We start from the raw sequence: 25,368 nt of genomic DNA, 5'->3' as shown, positions 1-25,368 counted from the left end.
AAGGTCGCTGGCCTCGCGCACGCCCTCGAAGAGCGGCCGCGCGCTGAAATCGATCGTCGAGCCATGCACCAGCACGCCAAAGAACATGCAGAACGCCCGCAGCGCATCGAGATGCAGCAGCCGCGCGGTCTTTGCCCCCCGCGTCTCCGGCCCGGCCCCGGCTGGTGTCTCCACGGCTGGTGTCTCCACGCTGGTCACCGCTTCGGCCCTAGAGCCCCGGTCCCCGGCTGTCGAGCAAATCCATCCTCAGCCGAGCGCCGCCGCCCAAGCCTCGGGCTTGAACCCGACCAGCAGTACCAGGCCGCCATCGGCGCGGGCGCCGGCCAGCACCGGTCGCTTGATCGTCGCCGGCGCCGCCCGCATCAGCGCCAGCGCGCGGTCTGCATCGAGCCCCGCCTTGTCGGCGTCCGGCAGCGCGCGGAACGTCGTGCCCGCCCGGTTGAGCAGCACCTCCCAGCCCTTCGCCGCCACCCAATCGTCGAGCGCCGCCGGCACGCCGTCCTTGCGGAAATCATGGGACCGCGCCTCGATCCCCGCGGCCGCCAGCCAGGCCCGGGCCTTCTTCACCGTGTCGCAATTGGGAATGCCATGGATCGTCAACATGCGACCTGCATGCCGCGACTTGCGCCCCCACGCAACCGGTTGCGCCCCCGCGCCCGAACCGGCATGCCCCGGCCATGGACCTGCACACCCTGCTGCTCACCCTTCACATCGTCGTGCTCGGCTATTGGCTCGGCTCGGAACTGGTCATCAACAGCAACTACCGGTTCGTCACCATGGCGACTTCGATGCCGCATGCTGACCGCATCCGGCTGATGGGGCATGTCCTCAATGTCGATCAGCATGTCCGCTATGCCCTCATCCTCCAGGCCAGCCTCGGCACCGCACTCGCCGCCTCGCTGGGCTATATCCCCGGCGGCGCCATCCTGCTGTGGTCCGCCCTCGCCGTCGGCGCGCTCTGGCTGGCCTTTGTCGAGTACATCCACCACCACCGCCACAACACCACCCTGGCCTGCATCGATCGCGGCTCGCGCTACCTGCTGATCGCGCTGCTGCTGGCTTTCGGCATCGGCCTGCTCGCCCCGGACTGGCCCCTGCCCTTCTGGCTCCGCCTCAAGCTGGCGCTGTTCGCCGGCGTCATGCTCTGCGGCGTCGGCATCCGCCTCGCCCTTAAGGCCGCCGCCCCGCTCTGGACTGCCATGGCTCACACCGAGCCCGACGCCGCCACCAACGCCGCACTTGTCGGGAGCTATTGGCGCGCGACCGCGATCCTTCTGCTGTTGTGGATGTTCATTCTCGCCATCACATGGCTGTCGATAGCCAAGCTGTAGAAGGGGCCTCCGGCGGCAACAAGATGCCTCTGGCGGCTGGGGCCGCAGGCCCCAGACCCCGATAATCCGGCCTTCGCAAGGCGACAGCAGATGGTCCTGCGAAATTAGCGATAATTATTGGGGTCTGGGGCCTGCGGCCCCAGCCGCCGGAGGCCCCTTCTTCCCGCCCGAGGCCAATTCCTAAGCCACCGCCGCCCGCTCCTCGGCCGCCCGTTCATCCCGGATCTCGCGCTTCAGCACCTTGCCGTTGGCGTTGCGCGGCAGCGCGTCGACGATACGCCAGGTGCGCGGCTGCTTGTAGCCGGCAAGGCGTTCCCGACAGACGGCTTCCAGCGCGGCGATGTCCAGAGACACGCCCGGTGCGGCGACCAGGTCGGCGTGGACGCGCTCGCCCCATTGCGGGTCGGGCACGCCGACGACGGCGCAGTCGATGATGCCCGGGATATCGAGCAGCACGGCCTCGATTTCGCGCGGGTAGACGTTGATGCCGCCGGAAATGACCATGTCCTTCTTGCGGTCGACGATATAGTAGAAGCCATCGCTGTCCCGCCGCGCCATGTCGCCGACGGTCACCCAATCGCCGTGGATGGCCTCGGCGCTCGCTTCGGGTCGCTCCCAATAGCCGTCAAACAGATAGGGCGAGCGGCTGAACAGCTCGCCGACCTCGTTGTCAGGCACGGGGCGGCCGGCGTCGTCGCGCAGCTCGACCTCGGTGGCCGCGAACGGCGTGCCGACGCAATCTTCCTTCAGCCGGTGATATTGTGGGCGGATGGTGGTGACGATCCCCGATTCGGTGGCGCCGTAGCATTCGAACAGCACGCCTTCGCCGAACATCTCGATGACGCGCAGCTTGTCGGGCTGCTTCAGCGGCGCGGCGTTGCAGATCAGCGCCCGCAGCTTGTGCCCCTTCAGGCTGTCCCGTACGTGCTGCGGCAGCTCGAACATCCGGTGGAAATGGGTGGGCACCACGAAGATGCCGGTGATCGCACCCGAGGCCAGCGCCTGCGCTACCACCGCCGCGTCATAGCGATCCATGATGGTGACGGTGCCGCCAGTATAGAGCGAGGCCAGCGCGAAGGTCAGTCCGGCGCCGTGGCAAAGCGGGGCCAGCGCGAGGAAATGATCGTCGGCGCCGTAGCAGCCGAATTCGCTGGCCATGCCGAAGAAGGACAGGATGCGGCTCCGGTGCGTGACCGGCACCCCCTTGGGCTTGCCGGTAGTGCCCGAGGTGTAATGGATGGCGAAGGGCTGGAACTCGTCGGCCACATCCTGGTGCCGCACGACCGGCGCGGTACCGACAAGATCGCTGAAGCGCGCCACCGGCTCGGCCCGGCCTGCCACCAGCGGGGCCAGGCTGTCGTGCACCACGACCAGCGCCGGCCGGCAATCGTCGAGGATCAGGCCGATCTCCGGGGCGGTCAGCCGCGGGTTGATCAGCACGGTCATCGCACCGGGCTCGGTAGCGGCGATCACCAGTTCCAGATACTCGGCGCAATTGGGCGAGATGATCGCCACCCGGTCCCCCGGTCCGACGCCGCGCGCCACCAGCGCCGAGACCATCGCCTCGACATGCCCAAGCATCTCGGCATAGCTTATGCTACGGCCTTCGGAGACCATCGCCGGCTTGGACGGCGCGCGGGAAGCGGCAGCGCGCACGCCCCGGCCGAGCGTCAGCGGCTGCGAAAGCTTCTGAGAAAGCTTCTGGGAAAGCTTCACAGCCCCATCCGGCGTGCCATCTTCGGGAACACCCGCAACGCATTATCGCGCATCAGCGCCTTGTGGCTCTCCGGTCGCAACCCGTGCGCCTCGATCTCGGCGACGGCACGGCGCGGGTCGATCACCGGCCAATCGGTGCCGAACAGCACCTTCTCGCGGCCATAGCTGTTGATATAGTGGATCAGGCTCTTGGGCAGGTGCTTGGGCGCATAGGCATCGATGCCGATGAACATATTCTCATGCTTCCAGGCCATGGCGATCATCTCGTCCGCCCAGGGCGTGCCGACATGGATACCGAGGATTTTCAGCGCCGGAAAATCGATCGCCACCTGGTCGAGCAAGATCGGCCGCGCCACCGACGGCAGCCGCACATCCTGCTGGTAAATCAGGTTCTGGCCGACCTGCAGCATATAGGGCAGGTCCAGCTCGCAGCATTTGGCATAGATCGGGTACCAGCGCGGCTGGTCGGGCGCGAGGCTGAACCAGTGCGGATAGGCATGGACGCCGACAAAGCCCATGTCGGCGGCACGCTCCAGATCGGCGAGCTGCTCCATGCCGCGACCGGGGTCGACGCCGGCCAGACCCGAGAAGCGGTCCGGATGGGCCCGGCACCAGGCATCGACGGTCTCATAGGGAATCTCGAAGCTGCCCTTCCAGCGCCTGTCCCCGGCACGCACCGCGATCAGCAGCGAATGCTCGACGCCGCTGTCGTCCATGATCCGCAGATACTCGTCCATCGAGACGCCGCCGCGCATCGCTGGCGGCATCCGCACCTGCTCCATGAAATTGGCATCGAAGCCGGTCTGGCCGGCCGCCACTTCCTCAGGCCCGAACAGGTTGACAACGATGTCGATGAAGCCATCCACGGGCTTGGTCATGCTTTTGTCTCCACGAGCCCGGTCCGGGCGGTTCTGTCGATATGCAGTTGCAGCACGTCCGGCCGCGAATAATGGCCGATGGCATCGACCCACACCTTGGCGTCGGCAATCGCGCCGAGGTCGATCTCGGCGGTTACCAGCTGTTCCTCGACGCCGCCGACCGGCCCGGCCAGCATCGGCGTGAATGGATGGACGATGCCGGTCCAGCCGCCGCCGACCTTCAGCATATCGGTCGGCCCCAGCGCCTCGGCCATCACGTCGAGAACTTCCTGCGTCACCGGGCTGGAGGCTGAGATGACGAAAGTCTGGCCGGTGATGGCATGGTTGCGCATCATCGCCTCGATCTGCCAGTTGGCGACACCCTCGAACCCGGTCATCGTGTCGAGGCCCGGCCACAGCGCCGCATGGATCTGCTCGCCGTCCTCGATCAGCGCCTGGCGGGCGAGGTTCATCGTATGCTCCCAGCAAGCGAGCGCGCCGATCCGGCCGAGCGACGAGTCATAAACGCAAAGCGTCGAGCCATCGCCCTCGCCCCAGATGTAGCGCTCGGCATAGGTCGGCTTCAGCTTGCGGTGGACGCCGAGCAGCCGGCCGTCGGTGTCGATCACCGCCGCGCTATTGTAGCAGGTGTGGCGCCCTTCCGGCTTTTCGCTGAAGCCCATCACCACGGCCACGCCATGCGCTGCCGCGGCCTCGCGGATCACCGCCATCTCGGGGCCATCGGCGGCCACTGAGGCGTCCTGATAACGGCGATTCAGCCCGGCCTGAAGCAGCGGCGGATAGAGATTGATCCAATAGGGGAAGCCCGGGAGAAACACCTCGGGAAACACCAGCAGCTTGACGCCGGCGGCACCGGCCTTGCCGATCCACTCGGCCGCCTTGGCCGCACTGGCCTCAGGATCGAGAAACACCGGCGCCAGATGGGCGGCGGCTGCCAGAAAAACTTTGGGGAAAGGCTTGGACATGGCGGTCTCCTGTGTCACGTTCTTATCACAGGGATGAGTTTGATCTACCCAGAAATGAGTTTGGCAGGAAAGGGCGCCAAATGACCGCGGCGGCCGAGGACGGCATCAAGGCAGGCGAGGGCGTCAAGTCGGCCGACCGTGCCATGGCGATCCTCGAGATCTTCCGCGCCGCGCGCACGCCGCTGGCGGCACGGGACATCGCCGACCGGCTGGCGATGCCGCGGAGCAGCACCAATGTCCTGCTGCGCAGCCTGATCCAGGGCGGCTATCTGCGCTATCACGAGCCGCGCACCGATTATTATCCGACCCTCAAGGTCTTCCAGCTTGGCAGCTGGCTGGCCGAAGGCTGCCTCGATGATCCGGCCATCGACACGCTGCTGACCGGGCTGCGGGACCGCACCGGAGAAACCGTCTGCCTTTGGGCGCGGATCGGGCTCGGCCTCACCGCCATGCAGATCGTCGACAGCCCGCAGCCCATCCGGCTGCAGATCAGCACCGGCGTCAGCGCGCCATTGTTCGGCAGCACCGTCGGCGCCGCGATGTTGGCTGCCCTGCCGGACACGCTGGTGGACAGCCTTGCCGCGCAGCATGCCAGCCGCAGCGGCCAGGCCCTTGATGTCGAGGCGCTGCACCAGGATATCGCCATCACCCGCCAGCACGGCCATTCGCTGGGATATGACCGCTGGCTGCCCGACGCTGGCGCCGTCGCCGTCGCCATCCATCCGCAGGATGATGCCGAGCCGCTGGTCGTCGGCGTCGGCGGCCCCAGCTACCGGGTCCGGCGCAACGAGGATGCCATCATTGCGGCTCTGGCCGCCGCCACGCGCCAATCCATTTGATCAACCCGGGGGAATGTCCATGTCGCTCAACGTCGCCATCGTTTACCACAGTGCCTTCAAGGGCAATATCAAGCGCCTCGCGACGCGGATCGGCGTCGGCGCCGCCAAGGTCGACGGCGCCGAGGTCCGGCTGATCCCCGTCGAGGAGGTCGATGACAACTGGAATTATCTGCATGAATGCCATGCGATGATCCTGGGCAGCCCGACCTATGTCGGCAGCCTGTCGGCGGCGTTCAAGACGTTCATCGAGCAGCTGGCCGGCGAGGTCTGGCTCGAGCGCAAATGGCTCAACAAGGTATCGGGCGGCTTTACCTGCTCGGCCGGGCGCAGCGGCGACAAGTTCAACTGCCTGCTCGATCTGCTGGTCTTCGCAACCCAGATGGGCATGGTCTGGGTGCCGATGCCGATGACCGGCGGCAATTATTCATCGACCGGCAGCGAGAACGACCTCAACCGCATGGCCGGCTATCTGGGCGTCATGGCCCAGGCCAATATCGATGAGCCGGCCGAGCTGGCGCCGCCGGAAAGCGACCTGATGACCGCCGAGATTTACGGCGAGCATATTGCCAGGGTCGCCGCCGCCATGGCGGCTGGCGGCGTCATCACTACCCCCGATGGTGGCAATGGCGGCCCGGCACTGCGCCCGTGGAATTTGCGCGACGCCTGACCTCGACTGAAATATTTCTGAAAGACTCTAATGTTTGCAGTAAGCAAGCAATATTGATATGTAAAACGCTGTAATCGAGTCGCCAGACAAGCCTTAAATAGGCATTAATAAATCGCTAACCATCAATTCCCCGACGTTCTCGGGGTAGAGCTGTTTATTCTCGATCTGCGTAATATTACTCATGCGTTAAAATATTGATGGGTTTGTTTCGCCCCGCCGTCGCGCGGGCGAGGGGGAGGTATGTCATGGCCGATGAACTGGCAGATTTTGTCGGGCGTCTGAAGACGGACGCCCGTTTCCGAAAGGCCTTCGCGGCCTCGCCCGCCAAAACGCTCAAGGCCGCCGGCATCGACACCTCGGTTCTGGCGCTGCCGGACAAGATCGATGAAGCGACGCTGGTCGAGCGGCTCGAACGCGGCGGCGTCCCTGCGGGCACCAGCCTCAAGGGCCTCGATCCGCAGACCTTGTGGGACAAGTTCGGCATCATCGGCTGGAAGACCCAGCCGGGCGCCAGCGCTGCGGGCAACACCTCGATCGCAGCGGTAACGGTCGTCTATGGCGTCGCCGTGGTGGTGGGCACCAATGTCGTCGTCGTCGGCAAGGATTTCGTCGCCAGCGTCGGTCAGCTGCGCGTGATGCGCCAGATGGCCCGGCTCGATGCCGCCGATCTGCGCTTCAGCATCAAAGGGCCGGACGGGGTCTCGATCGACGACGTGCCCGTTGATGCCGTCCGCGCCTTCATCGATCGGGTGAAAGCGCCGGGTCGGTGACCATTGTCGCCGCCGACGACCCGACCATCGGCGCGCGCTGGTGGGACGGCGCCGTGCCGCCGAAGATCTGCGTCTGGGAACTGACGCTGGCCTGTGATCTGGGCTGCCGCCACTGCGGCTCGCGCGCCGGTACCGCCCGGCCCAACGAGTTGACCACCGTCGAGGCGCTAGATGTCGTCCGCCAGCTTGCCGAACTCGGCATCGGCGAGGTGACGCTGATCGGCGGCGAGGCCTATCTGCGCGACGACTGGGCGGAGATCGCCGCTGCCATCACCGCCGCCGGCATGGCCTGCACCATGGTCACCGGCGGCTATGGCCTCGATGATTTCTGCATTGCCGAGGCCCGCGCTGCCGGTATCCGCCGGATCGGCGTCTCGATCGACGGCATCGGCGCCACCCATGACCGGCTGCGCGGTCGCCCCGGCGCCTTCGAGGCGGCCTGCGCCGCGGCCCGCCGCATCACCGAGGCGGGCATCGAGTTCAGCGTCAACAGCCAGATCAACCGGCTCACCTTGCCCGAGCTCGACCCGCTCGCCCGGCTGCTGGTCGATCTCGGCGCGCGTGCCTGGCAGATTCAGCTGACCGTGGCGCTGGGCCGCGCCGCCGATCGCCCCGGCCTGCTGCTGCAGCCCTTCCACATGCTGGCGCTGATGCCGCTGCTGGCGCGGATTAAGCAGGAGGTGCTGACCCCGGCCGGCGTCGCCTTGGCGCCCGGCAACAACATCGGTTATTTCGGCCCGTTCGAGCCTGCCCTGCGCTTCGGCGGCGCCCGCGGCCATCGCTGGAGCGGCTGCCTCGCCGGCCGCGCCGCGCTGGGGCTGGAGGCGGACGGCACCCTCAAGGGCTGCCCGTCCCTGCCCACCGCCAGCCATGCCGCCGGCTCGGTTCGGGACACGCCGCTGGCCGAGCTGTGGCGCACCAGCCCGGTCATGCAGTCGCTCGGCCGCCGAACTCGTGCCGACCTCTGGGGCTTCTGCGCCCGCTGCGAGCACGCCGACAACTGCCTCGGCGGCTGCACCTGGACGGCGGAGGCGCTGTTCGGCCGCCCCGGCAACAACCCCTTCTGCCACCACCGGGCGCTGACGCTGGCCGGCGAAGGCCGCCGTGAGCGGCTGCGCATGGTCGAGGCTGCCCCGGGCCTGCCCTTCGATCACGGCCGCTTCGCCCTCGACGAGGAGCCGCTCGACGCGCCGCTGGCGCCAGGCGAGGACCTGGATGCGGCGACCGCGCTGGCCGCGCTGATCCCGGGCGCCGGCTGGAGCCCGGCCGCCCGCCATGCCGTCTCCGCGCCGGTCCGCGCCGCTGCACTGGAGGCCGCGCGGTGAGCTGGCAGAAGCCTTATGAGCTTGGTCTGATGTTCACCCATCGCTGCCCGATCGCCTGCCGACATTGCGGCATCGAATCCGGTCCGCACAACCATGCCACCATGCCGCAGCCGCTGGCGCTGCGGCTCATCGCTGAGGCGGCTCGCCTCGATCCGCCGCCACGCACCCTGGTCTTCACCGGCGGCGAGGCGATGATGTACCCGGATCGGCTGGAAGAACTGCTGGAGGCCTGCCATGACCATGGCCTGCCGGCGCGCGTCGTTACCAACGGCTTCTGGGCCAAGGACCGGGCGCGGGGCAGCGCGCTGATCCACCGCCTGCGCCTCGCCGGGCTCGACCAGCTCAACTTCAGCGCCGACCAGTGGCATCTCGAATTCCTGCCGGCCGAGACCTTCCGCAACGCCGTCGCCGTCGCCCGCGACGCCGGCTACCCGATCATCGTCAACCTCGTGCTCAACGCGCCCGGCGACCCCGTCGAACATTTTTGCGCGCTCTATGGCTATCCGCCGGACGCGGTGCGCGTCCTCGATGACGACCCCGATCTCGCCGAAACGCCCCCGGCCGACCTGTTTGACCGCATCAACCTCGTCCCCGGCCGGCTGGTCGGCATGGGCCGCGCCGCCCGCTACCCGGCCGACCACCTGCTGTCCCCGCTGGTCGATTTCGCCGCCCTGCCCTGCGCCGAGATCGTCAACCGCCCGGTGATCTACCCGGACGGCGCTTTCCAGGCCTGCTGCTGCGCCGGCGGCAAGATCGCCGCCTTCACCGTCGGCAATGTCAACGATAGCCCGCTGGACGCGCTGTTCACGCAGATGCGCCGCCGCACCCACTACCGTTTCATCAACCATTTCGGCCCGCGCGCCCTGTCCGAGGTGCTTTCTGGTGGCGCTTCGCTGCGCCAGCCCTGCGCCTCGATCTGCGACGCCTGTGTCACCGCCACCGCCGCGCTGTCGGCCCCCGAAGTCGATCGCCGGCTGGAGCACTGGCTGATCGCCGAACTCGCCAGACCTGCTCCGAGCGTACCGAGTGAAGCCTGAAAACCCCAAGGAGGACGATCATGTCGAAAGTGCTTGAACTGCAGAAGCTGCTGCTCGCCGACGCCGGCGCGCGCAAAGAATTTGCCGCCGATCCCAAGAAATTCCTCAAGGACAAGGGCGTCACCCTGCCGCCCGAGCTCGTGTTGCCGGCCACGCTCGACCAGGCGACCGTCGATCGCCAGATCAGCGCCGTCGCCCAGGGCCTGAAGGAAGACGGCGTCAAGATCACCGACATCGACTTCAAGGACAGTCGTTCAGTCGCCGATACCATCGGTGACATCATGCCGGTTCGCACCAAGGAGCTGATGGCCGCCCGCGAGGTCCATGCCGCGCTCGGTGGCCGCAACCCCGGTGACGTCGCCACCGTCGCCGTCGTCGCCGCCGTTGTCGCGGCCGTGGTTGCGGTGCCGGTCGCCGTCGCCGGCCACAGCGATGATTTCGTCTCCAAGATCAACCCCGCCGGCATCGAGCGGATCACCCGCACCCGCTTCGGCATCAGCGTCACCGGGCCGCAAGGCCTGCGCTTCGAGGGTCTGACCGTCAACGATGCCGCCGCGCTGATTCGCGGCCTGCGCTGAACCCTGTCTCCTCCGGGCGGCGTCCCCGCCCGGAGGCCCTTCTCCGAGCCCCGGGAGCCTGCCCATGTCCGCCTGCGCCTCCAGCCTGCGCGCCATCCCCAAGAGCCGCGAGTTCGCGCTGATGCTCTCGCGCCGCTGCAACATCGAATGCCGGCATTGCGGCATCGAATCCCACCCCCGGATCAACGAGTTCATGCCGATGGAACTGGCGGAGCGGCTGATCCTGGAGGCCGCCGCCATCCCCGATTTCGGCAAGGTCACCTTCACCGGCGGCGAGCCGTTCATGCGGCCCGACGATCTCGAGCATCTGATCGGCCTGTGCAGCCAGCTCGGCCTCGCCACCCGCATCGTCTCCAACGGCTTCTGGGCCAAGGACAAAGCGCGCGGCATGGCGATGCTCGGCCGCATGGTCAACGCGGGCCTCACCGAGATCAACTTCAGCGCCGACCGTTTCCACCTCGAATTCCTCGCCGCCGAAACGCTGCGCAACGCGCTCGACTGCGCCGATGCGCATGGCTTGCTGCGCATCGTCTCCTTCGTCACCACCGGCGAGGCCGAGCCGGTGGAGGAATTCTCCCGCCTCTATGGCATTCCCCAGGAATCGCTGTTCGACCTGCGCTTCATCCTCGATGACGAGGAGATGGTCCGCTCGTTCGGCAAGGACCATATCCTTGTCTATTATGGCGGGCTGATCGGGCTGGGCCGGGCCGAGCGCAAGGCGCATGAGCGCCGCTATCATCCGCTTCCCACCTTCGGCCGCAACCGTCCGTGCGGCGAGGTGGTCAACAAGCCGGTGATCTATCCGGACGGCGCCTTTCAGGCCTGTTGCTGCGCCGGCGGCAAGATCTCGTCCTTCACCGTCGGCAACATTCACGACGACGATGTCGCCACCCTTTATGCCCGGATGCAGGGCCGCGCCCATTTCCGCCTGATCAACACTCATGGCCCGCGCGTGCTGTTCGACGAGATCGACAAGGCCCATCCCGGCCTGCTCCAGCAACGCGAATTCACCTCGATCTGCGAGCTGTGCGTCCGCGCCACCGAGAACCTCGATGCCGAGGCGGTCGACGCAATCGCCGACCGCTTCCTGCTGATGGAGATGCTGCACGAGCTGGCTGGCCAGGCGCCGATCGCCGTCGAGCCCTATGTCGCCATGCCCGCCTGAAATGGAGGCTGGTCCGACCTCCGAGCCGGCGATCTGCCTGGTCTCGATGCCGTTCATGCCCGGCAGCATGCCGGCGCTCGGTATCAGCCTGCTCAAGGCGAGCCTCGCCGACGCCGGCATCGGCTGCGACATCCTCTATGGCTCGACCATGCTCGTAGAAGCGCTGGAGAGCCTGTCGGACCATGCGACGGCGATCTTCGACAGCCAGCTGATCGGCTCCACCGGCCATCTTGGCGACCTGATGTTCGCGCCGCTGTTGTGGGACGATACCGGCCTCCATGACGCCGTTCGCACCCAGCTGGCGCTCGCCGCCACCAGCCTGCCGGCCGATCGCCGCGACGCGTTCCTCGATCGCCACGATCCGGCCCGACCGCACCTCGCCGGGGTGCTGGCCCGGGCCGCGGCGGCAAGGGACTGGACGCAGTTTCGTGTCGTCGGTTTCTCCAGCACCTTTGCCCAGTCGGTCGCGTCGCTGTGGCTGGCCCGGCACATCAAGGCGGTCTCGCCCGCTACGCTAGTGCTGTTCGGCGGTGCCAATGTCGATGGCACCATGGGCCCAGCGCTGCTCGAGGCGTTTCCGTTCGTCGACCATGTCCTCCAGGGCGAGGCCGACCACAGCCTCATCAGCTACATGCAGGCGGTGCTTGCCGAGGCGCCGCTGGCTGGCATTCCCGGCCTCGTCCAGCGCGATGCCCGCCCGATCCCGGCCAAGCCGGTCACCGCGCTCGATGCGCTACCGGTGCCGGACTACGGCGATTATTTCGCCCAGCGCCCGGCCCACTGGCCGCGCGATGAGGTGATGATCCCGTTCGAAACCTCGCGCGGCTGCTGGTGGGGGGAGAGCAGCCACTGCATCTTCTGCGGCCTCAACGGCCAGGCGATGGGCTACCGCGCCAAGACCGACACGCGGGCGCTCGCCGAAATCGACGCGCTGCGTGCCCGCTGGGGCCTCAGCCATTTCTGGGCGGTCGACAATATCCTGCCGCGCGAATATTTCGCCCATTTCCTGCCCCAGCTCGGCGCCCGCAACCTCAGCCTGTTCTACGAGACCAAGGCCAATCTCCACGACGGTCAGGTCGCCAGCCTCGCCGCCGCCGGCGTCACCCAGATCCAGCCCGGCGTCGAGAGCCTCAACACCCGATTGCTCAAGCTGATGAAGAAGGGCACGAGCCGGGCGCGCAACATCCAGCTGCTGCGCGCCTGCAAGGCGCATGGCGTCGATCCCTTGTGGTTCTATCTGCACGGCTTCCCCGGCGACGATACGGCCGACTATCTGGAAGATGCGGCGCTGATGGCCGATCTCGTCCACCTGCCGCCGCCGCGCTCGATCAACCCGGTCACCGTCGATCGCTTCAGCCCGCTTTATGCGACGGCGCGGCTGACCGGTCGGCCGGCGCTGGCCCAGCAGGGCGAGCATCGCCTCGCCTTCGCCGGCCTGTCCGACGCCACGTCGGAAGCGCTTTGCTATCATTTCGATGCGCAGGTCGGCGCCGCCGATCCCCGGCTGTACCAGCCGGCGCTGGCCCGGGCGCTGGCGCATTGGCAGCAGCGCCATGGCGAGGGCGCCCAGCTCGCCGCCGAGGCCGGCACCGGCTGCACGCTGATCTTTGATGATCGTGCCGGCGACGCGCCGCGGCTGCACCTGCTCACCGGCCTGCTCCACCATGTCCATGCGCTGTGCGACACCGGCGCCAGCCAGGCGCGGATCGAGGAGCAATGTGCCCGGCTGCCGGCGAGCGCGCTGGCCGGCGACGAGGCCGACGAGGCTGATTTGCCGCTGGTGATGGCTGCCGTCAGCCACGGTGCCGGCTTCCCGCCGCCGGTGGCCAGCGTCGCCGAGGCACTGGCCTGGCTCGATGACCAGCGCCTGCTCGCCCGTGATGGCACCGTCTGGCAGGCGCTGGCGGTACCGGGACTGACCTTGCTGACCGCGCTCGGGCTCGGGCTCGAAACCCGCTGCCTGGACCGTCTTTCCCTCCAGCCCGAAACGGCGATGGCCCCATGCTGAAGACCCTGCCGGATACCGGACATCACACCGGTCTCGATGCTGCGCTCGGTCCTGTCCCGCGCGCCGCGCCGCGCCGGCCCCGGCTGGCGCTGGTGTTTCCGCCGTTCGGCCCGTCCGGCATGCCCAGCCTCGGGCTCGGCCTGCTGTCGGCCCGGGTCAAGGCCTCGGGCCATAGCTGCAAGACCTTCTACTGGAGCTTCGAGATGCTCCAGCACCTGGCGCCGCCGGGCGAGGACTGGCCGCTGGAAAAACAACTCGGCGTCTATGATGCGCTCACCCAGCGCTCGCTCTACCCGCTCAACGAGTGGCTGTTCACCGGCGCCCTTTATGATTTCCGCCCCGAACTCACCGCCGAGGGCCGGCGCCGCCTTGCGCTGTTCTCGGCCGGGGAGATGGCGGCGGCATCGGGCGGGCGGTTCGATGCCGCCTTCCTCGCCGGACTCCACGACCGGATGCCGGCGCTGATCGAGGATTTCGCCGATCGCCTGGCCAATCATGACATCATCGGCATCTCCACCACCTTCTACCAGAATGTCGCCGCGCTGGCACTGGCCCGCCACATCAAGATGCGCTGGCCGGAGAAGAAGGTCATCCTCGGCGGCGCCAATGTCGACGGGGTGATGGGCCCGGCACTGTTCGAGCTCTTCCCCTTCCTCGATCATATCCTGCAGGGCGAGGTCGATCACGGCCTTGTCGCGCTGATCAATGCGCATGGCGACGAGACGATGCTGGCGCAGATCCCCGGTTTGCTGTTCCGCCCCCATGCCGGGGCGCCGGCGCAGCGCGGTCCTGCCTCCGTGCCGGAAAGCCGGCTGGCAGCGCTGCCGACGCCTGACTATGCCGATTATCTGGAGACGCTGGACCGCCTCGGTATCAGCGAGGCTCGCGACCTGACGCTGGCGCTGGAGACGTCGCGCGGCTGCTGGTGGGGGGCCAAGAGTCACTGCACCTTCTGCGGCCTCAACGCCAATGGCATCGGCTACCGCACCAAGGACGCCGACCGCGCGTTGGCCGAGATCGAGGAGATCTGCACCGCGCATCGCCCGCGCTTCCTGTTCATGACCGACAATATCATCGCGCTGCCGCACTTCGAAACGCTGCTCCCGGCGCTGGCCGCCCGGCCCGACGGCCCGCAGATATTCTACGAGATCAAGTCGAACATGGACCGCGAGAAGATCCGCCGCCTCGCTGCCGCCCGCGTCAGCGCCGTCCAGCCCGGCATCGAGAGCTTCTCGACCAGCATTCTAAAGTTGATGCGCAAGGGCGTCAGCGCCGCGCAGAATGTCGCGCTGCTGAAATACGCCCGCGATTACGGCATCCGCCCCGCCTACAACATCATCCTCAACTTCCCCGGCGAGAACCCGGCCGACTATGACGATGTCATCGAGCAGATGCCGAAGCTCTGGCACCTGATGCCGCCCAGCTCGGCGCCGATGATCGAGTTCCACCGCTTCAGCCCCTATCATGCCGATCCGGCCAGCTTCGGCATCACGCTCGAGCCCAATCCGCACTACCGGCTGCTCTATCCGGATGCCGGGCCCAGGCTCGCCGACATCGCCTACAGCTTCGTCCGCTCGGACCCCGGCGCCCGCCAGGGCCCGCCGCCCTATCTCGAACGGCTGGCGGTGGCGCTGCGCCACTGGCACCAGCAGTCCGACTGGCTGGCCCCTCAGCTCTGGTGGGAGGACGGCGGCGATCATGTCCGCGTCCATGATCATCGCGGCGGCAGCGCCTCGGTCATCGAACTGCACGGCTTCGCTGCCGCGCTGTTGCATCGGCTCGACTCGCCGCAGAGCCTGCCGGCCCTGTTGCGCAGCCCCGATCCGGAGAGCAGTGACGCCAGCGCCGATGCCGGCTTCTTCGCCGCCATGGCGCGCGGCCACCGCGCTATCGCCTTCACCGCCGACATGTTCCGCGCCGAGCCGCACGCCTGCCTCGGCCTGTTCGCCGAGGCCGGGCTGATCTTCACCGATGCCAATGCCGGCGGCGAGCCGCTTTACGTGGCCCTGCCGCTGCGCCCCGACACGCCGCCGATGTCGATGGAATGGACCGATGCCTATATCTGACTGGGAACAGGTCGACATCAGGATCGACGACCCTCAGGCTGCGGCCGCGCTGATCGCCGGCTTGGCCGATTGGGCACCCGACGCGCTGGCCAATGGCGAGCTCAACAATCTGTTCTTCATGCAGAAGCCGCCAGGTATCCGCCTGCGGCTGCAGCGCGCCCGCTTCGATCCGATGGCGCGGCTCGCCCGTCCCGGCATCGCGCTGGTGCCGGGGATCTATGAGCCCGAGACCTGGCTGTTCGATGGCCCGGCGGCGCTGGCCCATGCCCATGCCGCCTTCACCGCCGACACGCTGGCCATCGCCGGATGGACCGGCCATGCGCTGGCCGGCACGCCGCTGTCGGCCCCGACGATTTTCTCGTCGCTGCTTTGCAACCAGCTGCTGGACGGGCTCGGGCTTGATGCCTTCGAGGCCTGGGATGTCTGGATGCGTGTCCACCAGCTGCGCGGCGGCGACTGGACCAGCATCGCGCCACTGGTCGCCGCGCCGCCCTGCCCCGTGCCGGCCGAGCAGGCGCTGCTTTTCGACCATGCCCGGCGTATCGCCGCGATCGGCGATGTGCGCCCCGACTTCCCGGCCGGCATCCGGTCGATCCTGCCGTTCTGGATTATCTTCCACTGGAACCGCATGGGGTTCGACGAAGCGACCCAGCGCCGCGCCGCCGCCTGGCAGGCGCGCACCCGCCACCCGCGCCGCCACCTGGAAAACGCCGCGCGCGCCTGGGCCAGCTAATGGCCAGCGCCGCCCGCGAACGCGCGCCGCAACCGCTGCTGGCGCCACTGCTGCTCGTCCGCCAGCCACTGCTGACCGTCGACGCGGCGGAAACCACCGCCTGGCAACCGGTCCATGCCGCACTGCGCCGGCAGGCGCGGCTGGAGCGGCTGGTTCCCTGGGCCACCGCCCGCATCACCGCCCGGCTCCGCCACGATCCGCCCGACTGGCAGGCGCTGGTCGCGCTGCGCCGCGCGCTCACCCGCCGCCGCAAGCCGCCGGCTGCCCTTACCGCCACCCCGCTCGGCCGCCTCGCCACCGTGTTGGCCACACCGATCGCCATCGAGCCCATGCCCGCCATCGAAGTCCCCCGCTTGCGCCGCCTCGCCGAGGATCCCGACTGGCAGCGGGCGATGGCGCTGTCGGCCCCCGACCTCGCCGACCAGCTGCCCCGTGTCCTCGCCCGTGCCACCCACACCCACCGCGACCGGATGACCCTGCGCACACTCACCCGCCTCGCCTGGCGCGCCGCCGGCCGCGCCGCGCCGATGGGGCTGCTTGGCACCACCGGCGCATTGATCGACGGCCCGCCCGCCCCCGCCCGGCCGCGGACGCTCGACCTGAAAATTCGAATGCCGCCGACCCCGCCCTCGCTGGCGACAGCGGAAGATGCGGAAGCCCAGGCATGGGCATGGGCGCTGCATCTGTCCCATCTGCGCGGCCTTGCCGACCTGATCCGGGCTGGGGAGAGCCCTCGGCTGAGCCGCGACGAGGCCCGGCAGTTGTGGATTGAATCGGTCTTTGCCACGCCCGTCACCGCGCCGCTTGACCAGCTGTCTAGTACGATCGAGGCAATTTCCGTCCTCGGATCGGCATTTTTCTGCCCGGAATCGACCCCGAACTGGCCGATTATGGCCGGTTTTGGTCCCGCCGGGCGCCTGCCGGTCGATGAAATCGCCGCGCGCATCGGCTATCGCCTGCCCCCGGAGCCCATTCTGCCGACCGGGCTCGACGCGCTCGTGCAGACCAACCCGAGCCTCACCGCGCTGCTCCGCCACGGCCAGCCCCTGCCCCGGCCACGCCGCGCCGCATTTCGCGCCCGCCCCATCGCCACCCCGGCCGGGCCGGGGCTTGCGCTGCGGCACTGGGGGGGCGATGCGATGACGGTGCTGACCGGCCCGGCCTCGCTACTTGATTCTTTTGCCGACGCGCTTTCGTACTGGCATGGACGCTGGCCGGGGGTCGACCTCGCACTCGGTGCGCCCGAGGCCGCCGACCGGCGACAGGCGCTGTCCGCCCGGCAGATCATCGACACGGCCGATATCGAACTGGCCTGGACACCGGAGCAGTGCACCCTTCTCCACCGCGGCGAGCCGCTACCGCCGCTGCGCCATCCGGATCAGCGCGGCGAGGCGGCGATGCCGTTCATGGCACGGCTGCTGATGCGCCTCGCCCGACCGGCACCGAGCCTGATGGAAGCGGTGCTCGCCGCCTTCAACCGGGCGCTGGCAGCGCGGATCACCGCCTGGGCGATGCAGACGCCCGTGCTGGCGCTGCCGGGACTGCAGATCGGCGAGCGGCTGGTGCTTGCGGAGCCGGGGTACATGCTGCGCGCCGGCGGCAGCGTCGCCGAGGCCTGGCAGGCGCTGATGGCCGCCGGCTGCCGGCTCGGTCTCACCGAACTGCGCCGCCCCGGCGTGCTGGCCGAGCCGCGGATCATCGACCTCGGTCATCCCGATGGCGTCGCGTTGGCGCTCGACGCTGAGAACGGGCTGGCGCATCTGACGCCGATCCGGCCCGGGCAACTGCAGGATTATTGTATCGAGCTGACCGCGCCATGATCGGCGAGACGCTCAACGCGCTATGCGCCGCCGGCGGCCATTTCGAACTGGCGGCGCAGCTTGGGGACCGGCTGTTCCAGGTGTCACGGCTCGGCTGGCAGCCGCAGGCGGATGGCGTGCGGATCGAGATCGAGGCGGCGCTCGACCAGAAGGCGCTGGAGCTCGGCAGGACGGTGATCGGCGACCGCATCCGGCTCGATCTTGATGCTGAAGGCCGGCCGCGCCGCTTCGAGCGGGCCAGCGGCGAGCAGCGATTGACCATCGACTTTGCCGACGGCGAGGCGCGGGCGACACTGGCCGATGGCAGCGCCTTCACGGTGCCCGGAACGCCCGATGCGGTGCTCGACGGCAACGCCCCAGCGTTGACCGCCGTGCTGCTGCAGCTGCTCGTCGCCCGCCACGGCGACGCCGCCGGGCGCTGCGCGGTGTTCCTCGCCGGGCAGTTGCTGCCGGTCTCCTATGCGCTGACCCGAGAAGCCGATGGCCGGCTGCGCTCGTCGCTGGAGGAGCTGATCGCCGTCGACAGCGAGGGCGTGCTGGAATCGCTGGTCATGGAGCAGCAGGCGCTGACCGTGCGCCGCGCCGCCACCGAGGAGATGGCGCTGCTTGGCCGTGTGGAGACGGCGCCCCGCAAGGCTGCGGCTGCCGCCGCCGCGCCGGAGGGCCTCGATACACGCGAGTTCGAGGTGCCGCGCGCCGATGGCACGGTGACGGCGCTGGCCCGCCGGCCGAAGAACGCCGCCCCACGCGGCGCGGTGCTGCTGCTGCCCGGCTCCGGACGGATCGACCGTCACGGCCGAGCCGGCAACATCGACACCGGCATCGGCGCGCTTGCCGATGCGCTGGCCAAGGCCGGGTTCGCGACACTGACCGCCGACCAGCCAGGCGCCGGCAACAGCAAGCTCGGCGCGGCGGCGCTGACCAGCCGCTTCAGCGACGAGGTGGCCGCCGCCGGCGACCTGCTGGAGGCGACACAGGCACTGCTGCCCACGGCGCGCGTCGCTATCATCGGCCACAGTCTCGGCGGGCTGGTCAGCCTGGCGCTGGCCAGTCAGCGGCCCAAGGCGATCGCGGCGTTGGCGCTGCTGGCGGCCCCCGGGCGGCCGATCGACCAGCTGATGGACGACCAGATCCTCTGGCTCGGCCGCGAGCGAGGCCTTTCAGAGGCGGAGATCGACCGCCAGCTGACGGAGCAGCGCGGGCTGGTCGAGGCGATCCGCACCGTGCCCGAATGGACCGCCGACACGGTGCCCGAGCGCTATCTGGCCCAGCGCCGGCTGCGCGACTGGATGATCGAACTGCTCGACATCGACCCCGCCAAGCTGATCGCTGCCCTGCCCTGCCCGGTGTTCGTCGGCCAGGGCGAGAACGACCTGCAGGTGGGCGTCGAGGCTGATTTTGCCCGGCTGGCCGTAGCGCGCGCCGATATCGACAGCCATCTTTATCCCGGCGTCGGCCATCTGCTGCGACCGACCACCCGCGCCGAAGGCCTGGCCGCCTATGCCGAGGACAGGCCGCTCTCGGCAGCGTTGGTGGCTGACCTCATCGCGTTTCTCGGCGCCCATCTGGCCTCGCGCTAGCCATAGGCGATCATGCCGCCCTGCGCCGTCTGCGCCAGGCGAGCCGGGGTCAGTTCGGCGAGGCTCTTGTTGCGGGTCGAATTGCCGGGATGGCGGCGAACCTGGAGGCTGATGATATCGAGACGATCGATGCGGGCCCCGGCATGGCCGGCGCGGGTAAACCAGTCCAGATCCTCACCGAAGCGGATGAGCGGGTCAAACGTGCCGACCCGGTCGAATGCGCGGCGGCGGAACAGGGCGGCGCCGATATAACAGGGGAAGTTGTCGTCGGGGCTGCCGACGAACTGATAGGCGCCGCCTGGCAGCTGCTCCATCAGCTGGGCATGGCCGATGGCGACGTCGCAACCCGGATGCGCGCCGAGCCACGCCAGCATGGCCGCGAGCCTGCCGGCGGGCCAAAGGTCGTCGACATCGAGGAAGCCGATGATGTCGGCACTGGCGGCGGCGAGGCCGAGATTGCGGGCCGCCGCCGGGCCGGCATGAGCCTGGCGCAGCAGCCGGACCGGCACCGGCAGCGCGGCAATGGCGTCATCGAGGGCGTCGGTCGATCCGTCGTCGACGACGATGATCTCAAGAGCCTGATGGTTCTGGGCAGTGAGGCTGGCAACGGCATCGGCAAGAAAGCCGGCCCCGTTGAACACCGGAATAATGACGCTGACAGCAGCCGGCAAGGAGACAACCTTGGGCTTGCCGACCGGCGATCGTTGAACAAGCGCCTTCAGCGCAGCCGGTACTACGGCCGCCGCGTCGGTGACGGCCAGGGGGCGCATCGGAAGGCCGGCAAGAGCGTTGGTGATGCCATCGACGACCGGGGCCCCGGCATGGGGCAGGCGGACCAGCGTGTTGAAGACAGCGGCAGCTGTCAGCAGTGCGGGCTCGTCTGGCGTGGTGGTGGTCGTGGTGCCGAGCAGGGTCGCCGCAGCCAGTGGCAGGCCCTGTAGCGGGAAAGCGTCCACGCCGGCATGGCGACCGGCGGACCGATAGAGACCATGGACGAGCAGCCGGTCACCGCAAGTGGCAAGCATGACGCCGTCCTCCCCGGCGCAGGCCAAGCCGGCCTCCCGGCAGGCGCGGGCGACAGCCGTCAGATCGGGCTTGCCATGGCCGATGACCAGCACCCCGGCGGCCGGGCCGGCGGCGACGGCCAGCGCGTGGACGGGGTACAGGCCCTGCAGCGCCATCCACCAGCCGATCAGCGTGTGAAATGGTGAGGCCTGGACAGCCCTCGACGGGCGCCCGGCGCCGCAAAGCCAGAAAATGCCGATCCGGCGTCGCGTATCGAGCAGGCTCAGGGTGGCGTCGTTCCCCTGCCAGGCGCTGAGAACATGCTCGCTGTGGAAGGTCCAGATGTCACCACGCTCGGTGAAGCAATGATCGCCGGCATCAGGGGGGCCGAGTCCGCAGCCCGTGCTTCTGTTGTCTCCGACATGCAGGGTAAGGTCGGGAATGCCGGCGGGCTGCACCAGCCGGTGCGCGATGGCCGGCAACAGCGGCGGCACGAACGCGGATGCTGCGAAGCACAGCCGAATGCGCTGACCGGCGAATAGCAGATCATAGGCGTGCATGCCGGTGCGCGCCTGGGCGGCAATGACGCCAGCAAGACTGTCATCGAAAAGCGCCTGCTGCTCGTCGTCACTGCGATGCGGCAGATCGGAGCGATGGCTTGGAAGGCACCCGGCGTTCATGTCCGAAAGGTCATATCGTTTCATAGTGGTTGATGGGAAGCGGCATTGCATCGCTGAACTTTAATACTTTGTCAGATCGAAAGGGTGAGGGATTGACCGTTGGCGCGCGGCTTCCGTCGGGGCTCAGGCACATTCATGGTTGAACATGATATTATGATAACATGAATGTCACTCAATTTTGGTTATGCCGAAATGACCGAGAGAGTGTTGCGGATATGCTACATTTATCGCAATAAATTGCGCGGTGCGGCATAACAGACATGAATCTGTGTTGTCCTGCTCACATTTTTTCGGTCTGTCTGAGTCCTGCTCAACGCTCATCCCGAAAAGGGGGTAGAACTCATGACGATCAACAGTCGCATCGCCCTGTGCAGCGCAGTGTCCATGGTGGCGCTGCTCAGCGTTTCCGCTGTCCATGCCCAGGAGGTCGCCGAGGCACCCTTGGACGCCAGTGACGAGGCCATCGTCGTCACCGGTTCTCGTCTTGCCCGCGATCCCAACGCTACCGCGCCGCTGCCGATCAGCACGCTAAGCGCCGCCGAACTGCGGGCCAGCGGCAACAGCGACGTCACCGCTTCGCTGCGCCAGCTGCCCTCGCTGCTGTTGTCACGGACCGTCGCCGATTCGATCGAGCGGCAGGGCAATAACGGCGACCGTGAAGGTGTCGCCGCGCTCAACCTGCGCGGCCTCGGCGCCGCTCGCACGCTCGTCGTCATCGATGGCTACCGTCATGTCTCCGGTGTCGCTGGTGCCCAGATCGTCGATGTCTCGACCATCCCGCTGGCGCTGATCGAGCAGGTGGAGGTGCTGACCGGCGGCGCTTCGGCGATCTACGGCGCCGACGCGGTGACCGGCGTGGTCAATTACAAGCTGCGCAAGGACTTCGAGGGCGTGCAGATCGACGCCCAGTCGGGCATCTCATCGCAGGGCGACGGCCAGACCTGGCGGATTGATGGCACCATCGGCAGGAATTTCGGCGGCGGGCGCGGCAATGTCACCCTCTCCGCCGGCTATGCCAATGATGCCGAGGTGCGCCTGAGCGACCGCGACTTCACCCGCGATAATGCTCGCTTCAACAATAACACCACCTATGCTGATCCGGCCCGGCGCTTCCAGCGGGGCGATATAAGCACGGCGACAACGCCGAACTTCGCCCAGCGCTTCTCGCTCGATGCCGGGCGCTTCCCCTATGGTTTCGCCATTCCGACGGCGGCGCAGTTCGCCAGCTTCTTCCCCGGCCGGACGCCGACCGCGGCCGAACAGGCGCTTATCGATCGCGCTGCCAATGCGCCGAGCTTCGCGCTCGGCGCGGCGCCTAATTTTGCCATCAGCTCGGCGCAGGGACTGGTGTTCCGGGCCGACGGTCTGGATGCTCCCTTCCCGCAGTTCCAGACCGACATCAACGGCAATGGGCTGCGCGATTGCGACGAAAGCTACATCGGCTATGCCTTCAGTGGCTGCTATGTGACGACGCCGGGCGGCGGCGTGCGGGTATTCCAGGACGGCACCATCTCGACCGGCACCAACCAGTTCGGCGGGGACGGCGCCGAGCAGCAGCTGAATGGCGATTCGTTGATCCCGAGCAGCGAGCGTATTTATGCCAACCTGCGCGCCAATTATGAATTCTCGCCGGCGGCGGAAGTCTTCATCGATGCCAAATATACCCGCAACACGACCCGATCGTCCGACAATTACAGCAGCTTCTATGACGGCCTGCTGATCTTCCCCGAAAATCCGTTCATCCCGGCCGTACTGCAGGGCGAGGCGGATGATGCCGGCGGGCTGCGCATCAGCCGCGATTTTACCGATCTCGGCGCCAATATCCGCACGACGCGGCGCGACACCTATCGGATCGTCGGCGGGCTGCGCGGCGAGATCGCCAGCAACCTGCGCTACGAGCTCGCCGGCAACTATGGGCGCACCGATGTCGAGGTGGTGAACAGCCGGCGGACGCTGTACGATCGGCTGTTCGCGTCGATCGATGTCGTCGACGGGCCGAACGGCCAGCCGATCTGCCGGTCGGACATCAGCAATGTAGCGCACCCGGGCTCGGAATATTTCCCGTTCATCGAGGGTGGGTTCTTCACATTCCGTCCCGGCGACGGGTCGTGCGTGCCGACCAATTTGTTCGGCGGCCGCAACGCCGTCAGCCAGGCGGCGGCGGACTTCATCACCGCGCCAACCACCGACCGCTTCCGGCTCGAGCAGACGGTGATCACCGGCGTGCTGACCGGCGACACCAGCGACTTCTTCAACCTGCCGGGCGGCGGCGTCCAGTTCGCGTTAGGGGCGGAGTATCGCAAGGAGAAATCGCTTTCGACATTCAGCGAGCTGGAGCGTGGGCTGCTGCCGGCCAATTCCCCGGCCGGGCCGGCGGGTACATTCATCGGCGACATCACCAGCAACCAGCAGCTGATCTTCGATCCCAGCACGCGGACGCAGAATGCCGAGGGCAGCTTCGATGTGAAGGAGGTGTTCGGCGAGATCTCCTTGCCGATCCTCAGGGACCGGGCGTTCTTCCATGACCTGACGGTGGGCGGGGCGGCGCGCTATGCCGATTATTCGACCACCGGCGGGGCGCTGACCTGGAACGTCAACGGGGTCTGGGCGCCGGTGCAGGACCTGCGGCTGCGCGGCAGCTATGCCCGCGCCATCCGGGCGCCGAACATCTCCGAGCTGTTCAACCCGGCGCAAGGGTCGACCTTCCGCCCGACCGACCCGTGCAGCCAGTCGATCCTCGACCAGCTTGTTGCCGGCGGCTCGCCGGTGGCGCAGAACCGCATCGCCAACTGCCGCGCCGACGGCATTCCCGCCGGCTATGAAGACCCGCTGACCGCGCGCTTTGCCGGCACCAACGCCGGCAACCCCGACCTGAGCGAGGAAAAGGCCCGGACCTGGACGGCCGGCGCTGTAGTGCAGCCGCGGTTTATTCCGGGGCTGACGCTGTCCGGCGACTATTATTCGATCCGCATCGACAATGCGATCCAGACGTTGGCAGCGCAGGACATCGTCAACACCTGTTATGACCTCGCTACCTATCCGAACGAGTTCTGCGGACTGTTCACGCGCAACCGCACCGCCGGGTCGGCGACCTTCCTCGGCCTCAACTTTTTGACTGTGCAGTCGCTCAACTTCGCGCGGCTGGAGACATCGGGGGTCGACTTCCAGCTCAACTATCGGTTTGCGCTCGGCGAGAACAACTTCAACATCAACGTGTCGGGCAACTGGACCGAGAAGCTCAACCGCTTCTTCGATCCGGTCGACCTGACGCTGGTCAATCCCGGGTTGCGCGAGTTCGGCGTGCCGCGATGGTCCGGCGTCGGCTCCTTCACCTGGAACCGCAAGGACTTCACCCTCAACTACCAGCTTCAATATGTCGGCAGCCAGGCGGCGGCTTCGGCGATCGAAATTGAGCGGATTAACGAGGAGTTCGGCCCGGCTGGGCTGGCGCCGGAATATTGGGTGCACAATATCGCCGCCAACCTCGATGTTGCCGAGCAGGTGACCTTCAGCGCCGGCGTCAACAACCTGACCGACAAGAAGCCCTATCCGTCGACCACGGCCTATCCGGTGTCGGGGTTGGGCCGGTTCCTGTTTGTCGGCGCACGGCTGCGCTACTGAAGTACCAGCCGGTCCGGCGCCAGCACCAGCGGCGCCGGACGGTGGCTGGCGAGGATCAGGCCGGTGCCGGTGCGGGTGAGCCAGGCTTCGAGGCGGCGGACCAACTCGGCCTCGGTTTCATGGTCCAGGCCTTCGGTCGGCTCGTCGAGCAGCAGCCAGGGACGGTCGCCCGCTTCCGCCGCCAACAGCGCCCGAGCCAGCGCCAGCCGCTTACGCTGGCCGCCTGACAGTTGCCCTGCGCCTTCGCCGAGATCGGTGGAGAGGCCCTGCGGCATGGCGCGGACATCGTCGGCCAGCATTGCCACCTCAAGTGCGTCCCACAGCGCCGCCTCGGACAGGCGCGGCGCGGCGAGGCGGAGATTATCGGCGATGCTGCCGGAGATTAGCCGGGGGGCCTGCGGAGCCAGCGCCATGGCGCCGGCCAGCGTGTCGAAGCCGAGAGAGGTAACGGGCACGCCGCCGAGCGCCAGCCGCTGCGGGGCGTCGGCACGCCAGCCGGCCAGCGTCTCCAGCAGCCGCGTCTTGCCACTGCCCGAGGCGCCGATCAGGGCGAGCCGGTCGCCGGGGGCGAGGCGGCGGCCGTC

Annotated in this window: 21 protein-coding genes; 14 read left to right on the top strand and 7 right to left on the bottom strand. The window is 67.9% G+C overall.

Annotation, left to right across the window (positions count from 1 at the left end; all coding sequences use genetic code 11):
- Together ACTIFJ_RS09820 and ACTIFJ_RS09815 are read right to left on the bottom strand one after the other, a co-directional pair.
- A partial coding sequence (locus ACTIFJ_RS09820) for a hypothetical protein (protein ID WP_439533933.1) occupies nucleotides 1-198 on the bottom strand: 198 nt, incomplete at its 3' end.
- A gap of 48 nt (nucleotides 199-246) precedes the next feature.
- The gene (locus tag ACTIFJ_RS09815) at nucleotides 247-603 is read right to left on the bottom strand and encodes an arsenate reductase (RefSeq protein WP_439533932.1); all 357 of its coding nucleotides are present in this window, start codon (nucleotides 601-603) and stop codon (nucleotides 247-249) included.
- 74 nt (nucleotides 604-677) lie between these two features.
- On the opposite strand from ACTIFJ_RS09815, the gene ACTIFJ_RS09810 reads away from it, so the two are divergent.
- Entirely contained in the window at nucleotides 678-1,331 is a 654-nt protein-coding gene (locus ACTIFJ_RS09810) for a hypothetical protein (RefSeq protein WP_439533931.1), read from the top strand.
- A 180-nt stretch (nucleotides 1,332-1,511) separates the two neighbouring features.
- On the opposite strand, the gene ACTIFJ_RS09805 is transcribed toward ACTIFJ_RS09810, so the two are convergent.
- Genes ACTIFJ_RS09805 through ACTIFJ_RS09795 form a run of 3 tightly spaced genes read right to left on the bottom strand, consistent with a single transcriptional unit; the run spans nucleotide 1,512 to nucleotide 4,890 of the window.
- Nucleotides 1,512-3,047 (bottom strand): class I adenylate-forming enzyme family protein, encoded by a 1,536-nt coding sequence (locus ACTIFJ_RS09805; protein ID WP_439533930.1) that lies wholly within the window; start codon nucleotides 3,045-3,047, stop codon nucleotides 1,512-1,514.
- The gene (locus tag ACTIFJ_RS09800) at nucleotides 3,044-3,925 is read right to left on the bottom strand and encodes an amidohydrolase family protein (protein WP_439533929.1); all 882 of its coding nucleotides are present in this window, start codon (nucleotides 3,923-3,925) and stop codon (nucleotides 3,044-3,046) included. Before ACTIFJ_RS09800 ends, ACTIFJ_RS09805 begins: the two co-directional genes overlap by 4 nt.
- Nucleotides 3,922-4,890: a carbon-nitrogen hydrolase family protein gene (locus tag ACTIFJ_RS09795; protein ID WP_439533928.1), complete on the bottom strand. Its 969-nt coding sequence runs from the start codon at nucleotides 4,888-4,890 to the stop codon at nucleotides 3,922-3,924. The genes ACTIFJ_RS09800 and ACTIFJ_RS09795 overlap by 4 nt, the downstream gene beginning before the upstream one ends.
- 80 nt (nucleotides 4,891-4,970) lie before the next feature.
- Here ACTIFJ_RS09795 and ACTIFJ_RS09790 point away from each other — a divergent pair, with 80 nt between their 5' ends.
- The 12 genes from ACTIFJ_RS09790 (at nucleotide 4,971) to ACTIFJ_RS09735 (ending at nucleotide 19,478) form a co-directional block, all read left to right on the top strand.
- Nucleotides 4,971-5,729: an IclR family transcriptional regulator gene (locus ACTIFJ_RS09790; RefSeq protein WP_439533927.1), complete on the top strand. Its 759-nt coding sequence runs from the start codon at nucleotides 4,971-4,973 to the stop codon at nucleotides 5,727-5,729.
- A 19-nt stretch (nucleotides 5,730-5,748) separates the two neighbouring features.
- On the top strand, nucleotides 5,749-6,396 hold the full coding sequence (locus ACTIFJ_RS09785) for a flavodoxin family protein (RefSeq protein ID WP_439533926.1): 648 nt from the start codon (nucleotides 5,749-5,751) through the stop codon (nucleotides 6,394-6,396).
- 245 nt (nucleotides 6,397-6,641) lie between these two features.
- A complete protein-coding gene (locus tag ACTIFJ_RS09780) occupies nucleotides 6,642-7,166 on the top strand; it encodes a hypothetical protein (protein WP_439533925.1) in 525 nt (174 codons plus the stop codon).
- The gene (locus tag ACTIFJ_RS09775; RefSeq protein WP_439533924.1) at nucleotides 7,163-8,491 is read left to right on the top strand and encodes a radical SAM protein; all 1,329 of its coding nucleotides are present in this window, start codon (nucleotides 7,163-7,165) and stop codon (nucleotides 8,489-8,491) included. The genes ACTIFJ_RS09780 and ACTIFJ_RS09775 overlap by 4 nt, the downstream gene beginning before the upstream one ends.
- Nucleotides 8,488-9,528, top strand: coding sequence for a radical SAM protein (locus ACTIFJ_RS09770; protein ID WP_439533923.1), 1,041 nt, complete (start codon nucleotides 8,488-8,490; stop codon nucleotides 9,526-9,528). Before ACTIFJ_RS09775 ends, ACTIFJ_RS09770 begins: the two co-directional genes overlap by 4 nt.
- A 20-nt stretch (nucleotides 9,529-9,548) precedes the next feature.
- Nucleotides 9,549-10,106, top strand: a complete 558-nt coding sequence (locus tag ACTIFJ_RS09765; protein WP_439533922.1) for a hypothetical protein — start codon at nucleotides 9,549-9,551, stop codon at nucleotides 10,104-10,106.
- 64 nt (nucleotides 10,107-10,170) lie between these two features.
- On the top strand, nucleotides 10,171-11,271 hold the full coding sequence (locus ACTIFJ_RS09760) for a radical SAM protein (RefSeq protein WP_439533921.1): 1,101 nt from the start codon (nucleotides 10,171-10,173) through the stop codon (nucleotides 11,269-11,271).
- 1 nt (nucleotide 11,272) lies between these two features.
- Entirely contained in the window at nucleotides 11,273-13,279 is a 2,007-nt protein-coding gene (locus tag ACTIFJ_RS09755; RefSeq protein WP_439533920.1) for a RiPP maturation radical SAM C-methyltransferase, read from the top strand.
- Nucleotides 13,273-15,345 carry a RiPP maturation radical SAM C-methyltransferase gene (locus ACTIFJ_RS09750; RefSeq protein WP_439533919.1) on the top strand — a complete coding sequence of 691 codons (2,073 nt, stop codon included), beginning with the start codon at nucleotides 13,273-13,275 and terminating at the stop codon, nucleotides 15,343-15,345. Before ACTIFJ_RS09755 ends, ACTIFJ_RS09750 begins: the two co-directional genes overlap by 7 nt.
- Nucleotides 15,332-16,078 carry a thiopeptide-type bacteriocin biosynthesis protein gene (locus ACTIFJ_RS09745; protein ID WP_439533918.1) on the top strand — a complete coding sequence of 249 codons (747 nt, stop codon included), beginning with the start codon at nucleotides 15,332-15,334 and terminating at the stop codon, nucleotides 16,076-16,078. Before ACTIFJ_RS09750 ends, ACTIFJ_RS09745 begins: the two co-directional genes overlap by 14 nt.
- Nucleotides 16,078-17,898: a hypothetical protein gene (locus ACTIFJ_RS09740; RefSeq protein ID WP_439533917.1), complete on the top strand. Its 1,821-nt coding sequence runs from the start codon at nucleotides 16,078-16,080 to the stop codon at nucleotides 17,896-17,898. Before ACTIFJ_RS09745 ends, ACTIFJ_RS09740 begins: the two co-directional genes overlap by 1 nt.
- Nucleotides 17,895-19,478, top strand: coding sequence for an alpha/beta hydrolase family protein (locus tag ACTIFJ_RS09735; RefSeq protein ID WP_439533916.1), 1,584 nt, complete (start codon nucleotides 17,895-17,897; stop codon nucleotides 19,476-19,478). The genes ACTIFJ_RS09740 and ACTIFJ_RS09735 overlap by 4 nt, the downstream gene beginning before the upstream one ends.
- On the opposite strand, the gene ACTIFJ_RS09730 is transcribed toward ACTIFJ_RS09735, so the two are convergent.
- Complete coding sequence (locus ACTIFJ_RS09730) at nucleotides 19,475-21,187, bottom strand: glycosyltransferase family 2 protein (protein ID WP_439533915.1); 1,713 nt, start codon at nucleotides 21,185-21,187, stop codon at nucleotides 19,475-19,477. The genes ACTIFJ_RS09735 and ACTIFJ_RS09730 overlap by 4 nt on opposite strands.
- Nucleotides 21,188-21,505: 318 nt before the next feature.
- Here ACTIFJ_RS09730 and ACTIFJ_RS09725 point away from each other — a divergent pair, with 318 nt between their 5' ends.
- Nucleotides 21,506-24,784: a TonB-dependent receptor domain-containing protein gene (locus ACTIFJ_RS09725; protein ID WP_439533914.1), complete on the top strand. Its 3,279-nt coding sequence runs from the start codon at nucleotides 21,506-21,508 to the stop codon at nucleotides 24,782-24,784.
- On the opposite strand, the gene ACTIFJ_RS09720 is transcribed toward ACTIFJ_RS09725, so the two are convergent.
- A partial coding sequence (locus ACTIFJ_RS09720; protein ID WP_439533913.1) for an ATP-binding cassette domain-containing protein occupies nucleotides 24,778-25,368 on the bottom strand: 591 nt, incomplete at its 5' end. The two genes, ACTIFJ_RS09725 and ACTIFJ_RS09720, sit on opposite strands and share 7 nt — an antisense overlap.

This window comes from Polymorphobacter sp. (genome assembly GCF_051860865.1).
In the GTDB taxonomy this organism is placed as follows: Bacteria; Pseudomonadota; Alphaproteobacteria; order Sphingomonadales; family Sphingomonadaceae; genus Sandarakinorhabdus.
Note: the sequence above shows the minus strand (reverse complement) of the source record. Positions and strands in the feature narration are given on the sequence as shown.

Excerpts from the sequence above, each read along its gene's own strand:
- ACTIFJ_RS09735 (WP_439533916.1), top strand. The coding sequence starts at position 17,895 with ATGATCGGCGAGACGCTCAACGCGCTATGCGCCGCCGGCGGCCATTTC.
- ACTIFJ_RS09780 (WP_439533925.1), top strand. The coding sequence starts at position 6,642 with ATGGCCGATGAACTGGCAGATTTTGTCGGGCGTCTGAAGACGGACGCC.
- ACTIFJ_RS09815 (WP_439533932.1), bottom strand. The coding sequence starts at position 603 with ATGTTGACGATCCATGGCATTCCCAATTGCGACACGGTGAAGAAGGCC.
- ACTIFJ_RS09760 (WP_439533921.1), top strand. The coding sequence starts at position 10,171 with ATGTCCGCCTGCGCCTCCAGCCTGCGCGCCATCCCCAAGAGCCGCGAG.
- ACTIFJ_RS09745 (WP_439533918.1), top strand. The coding sequence starts at position 15,332 with ATGCCTATATCTGACTGGGAACAGGTCGACATCAGGATCGACGACCCT.
- ACTIFJ_RS09725 (WP_439533914.1), top strand. The coding sequence starts at position 21,506 with ATGACGATCAACAGTCGCATCGCCCTGTGCAGCGCAGTGTCCATGGTG.
- ACTIFJ_RS09750 (WP_439533919.1), top strand. The coding sequence starts at position 13,273 with ATGCTGAAGACCCTGCCGGATACCGGACATCACACCGGTCTCGATGCT.
- ACTIFJ_RS09785 (WP_439533926.1), top strand. The coding sequence starts at position 5,749 with ATGTCGCTCAACGTCGCCATCGTTTACCACAGTGCCTTCAAGGGCAAT.
- ACTIFJ_RS09740 (WP_439533917.1), top strand. The coding sequence starts at position 16,078 with ATGGCCAGCGCCGCCCGCGAACGCGCGCCGCAACCGCTGCTGGCGCCA.
- ACTIFJ_RS09790 (WP_439533927.1), top strand. The coding sequence starts at position 4,971 with ATGACCGCGGCGGCCGAGGACGGCATCAAGGCAGGCGAGGGCGTCAAG.
- ACTIFJ_RS09800 (WP_439533929.1), bottom strand. The coding sequence starts at position 3,925 with ATGACCAAGCCCGTGGATGGCTTCATCGACATCGTTGTCAACCTGTTC.
- ACTIFJ_RS09730 (WP_439533915.1), bottom strand. The coding sequence starts at position 21,187 with ATGAAACGATATGACCTTTCGGACATGAACGCCGGGTGCCTTCCAAGC.
- ACTIFJ_RS09765 (WP_439533922.1), top strand. The coding sequence starts at position 9,549 with ATGTCGAAAGTGCTTGAACTGCAGAAGCTGCTGCTCGCCGACGCCGGC.
- ACTIFJ_RS09810 (WP_439533931.1), top strand. The coding sequence starts at position 678 with ATGGACCTGCACACCCTGCTGCTCACCCTTCACATCGTCGTGCTCGGC.
- ACTIFJ_RS09755 (WP_439533920.1), top strand. The coding sequence starts at position 11,273 with ATGGAGGCTGGTCCGACCTCCGAGCCGGCGATCTGCCTGGTCTCGATG.
- ACTIFJ_RS09795 (WP_439533928.1), bottom strand. The coding sequence starts at position 4,890 with ATGTCCAAGCCTTTCCCCAAAGTTTTTCTGGCAGCCGCCGCCCATCTG.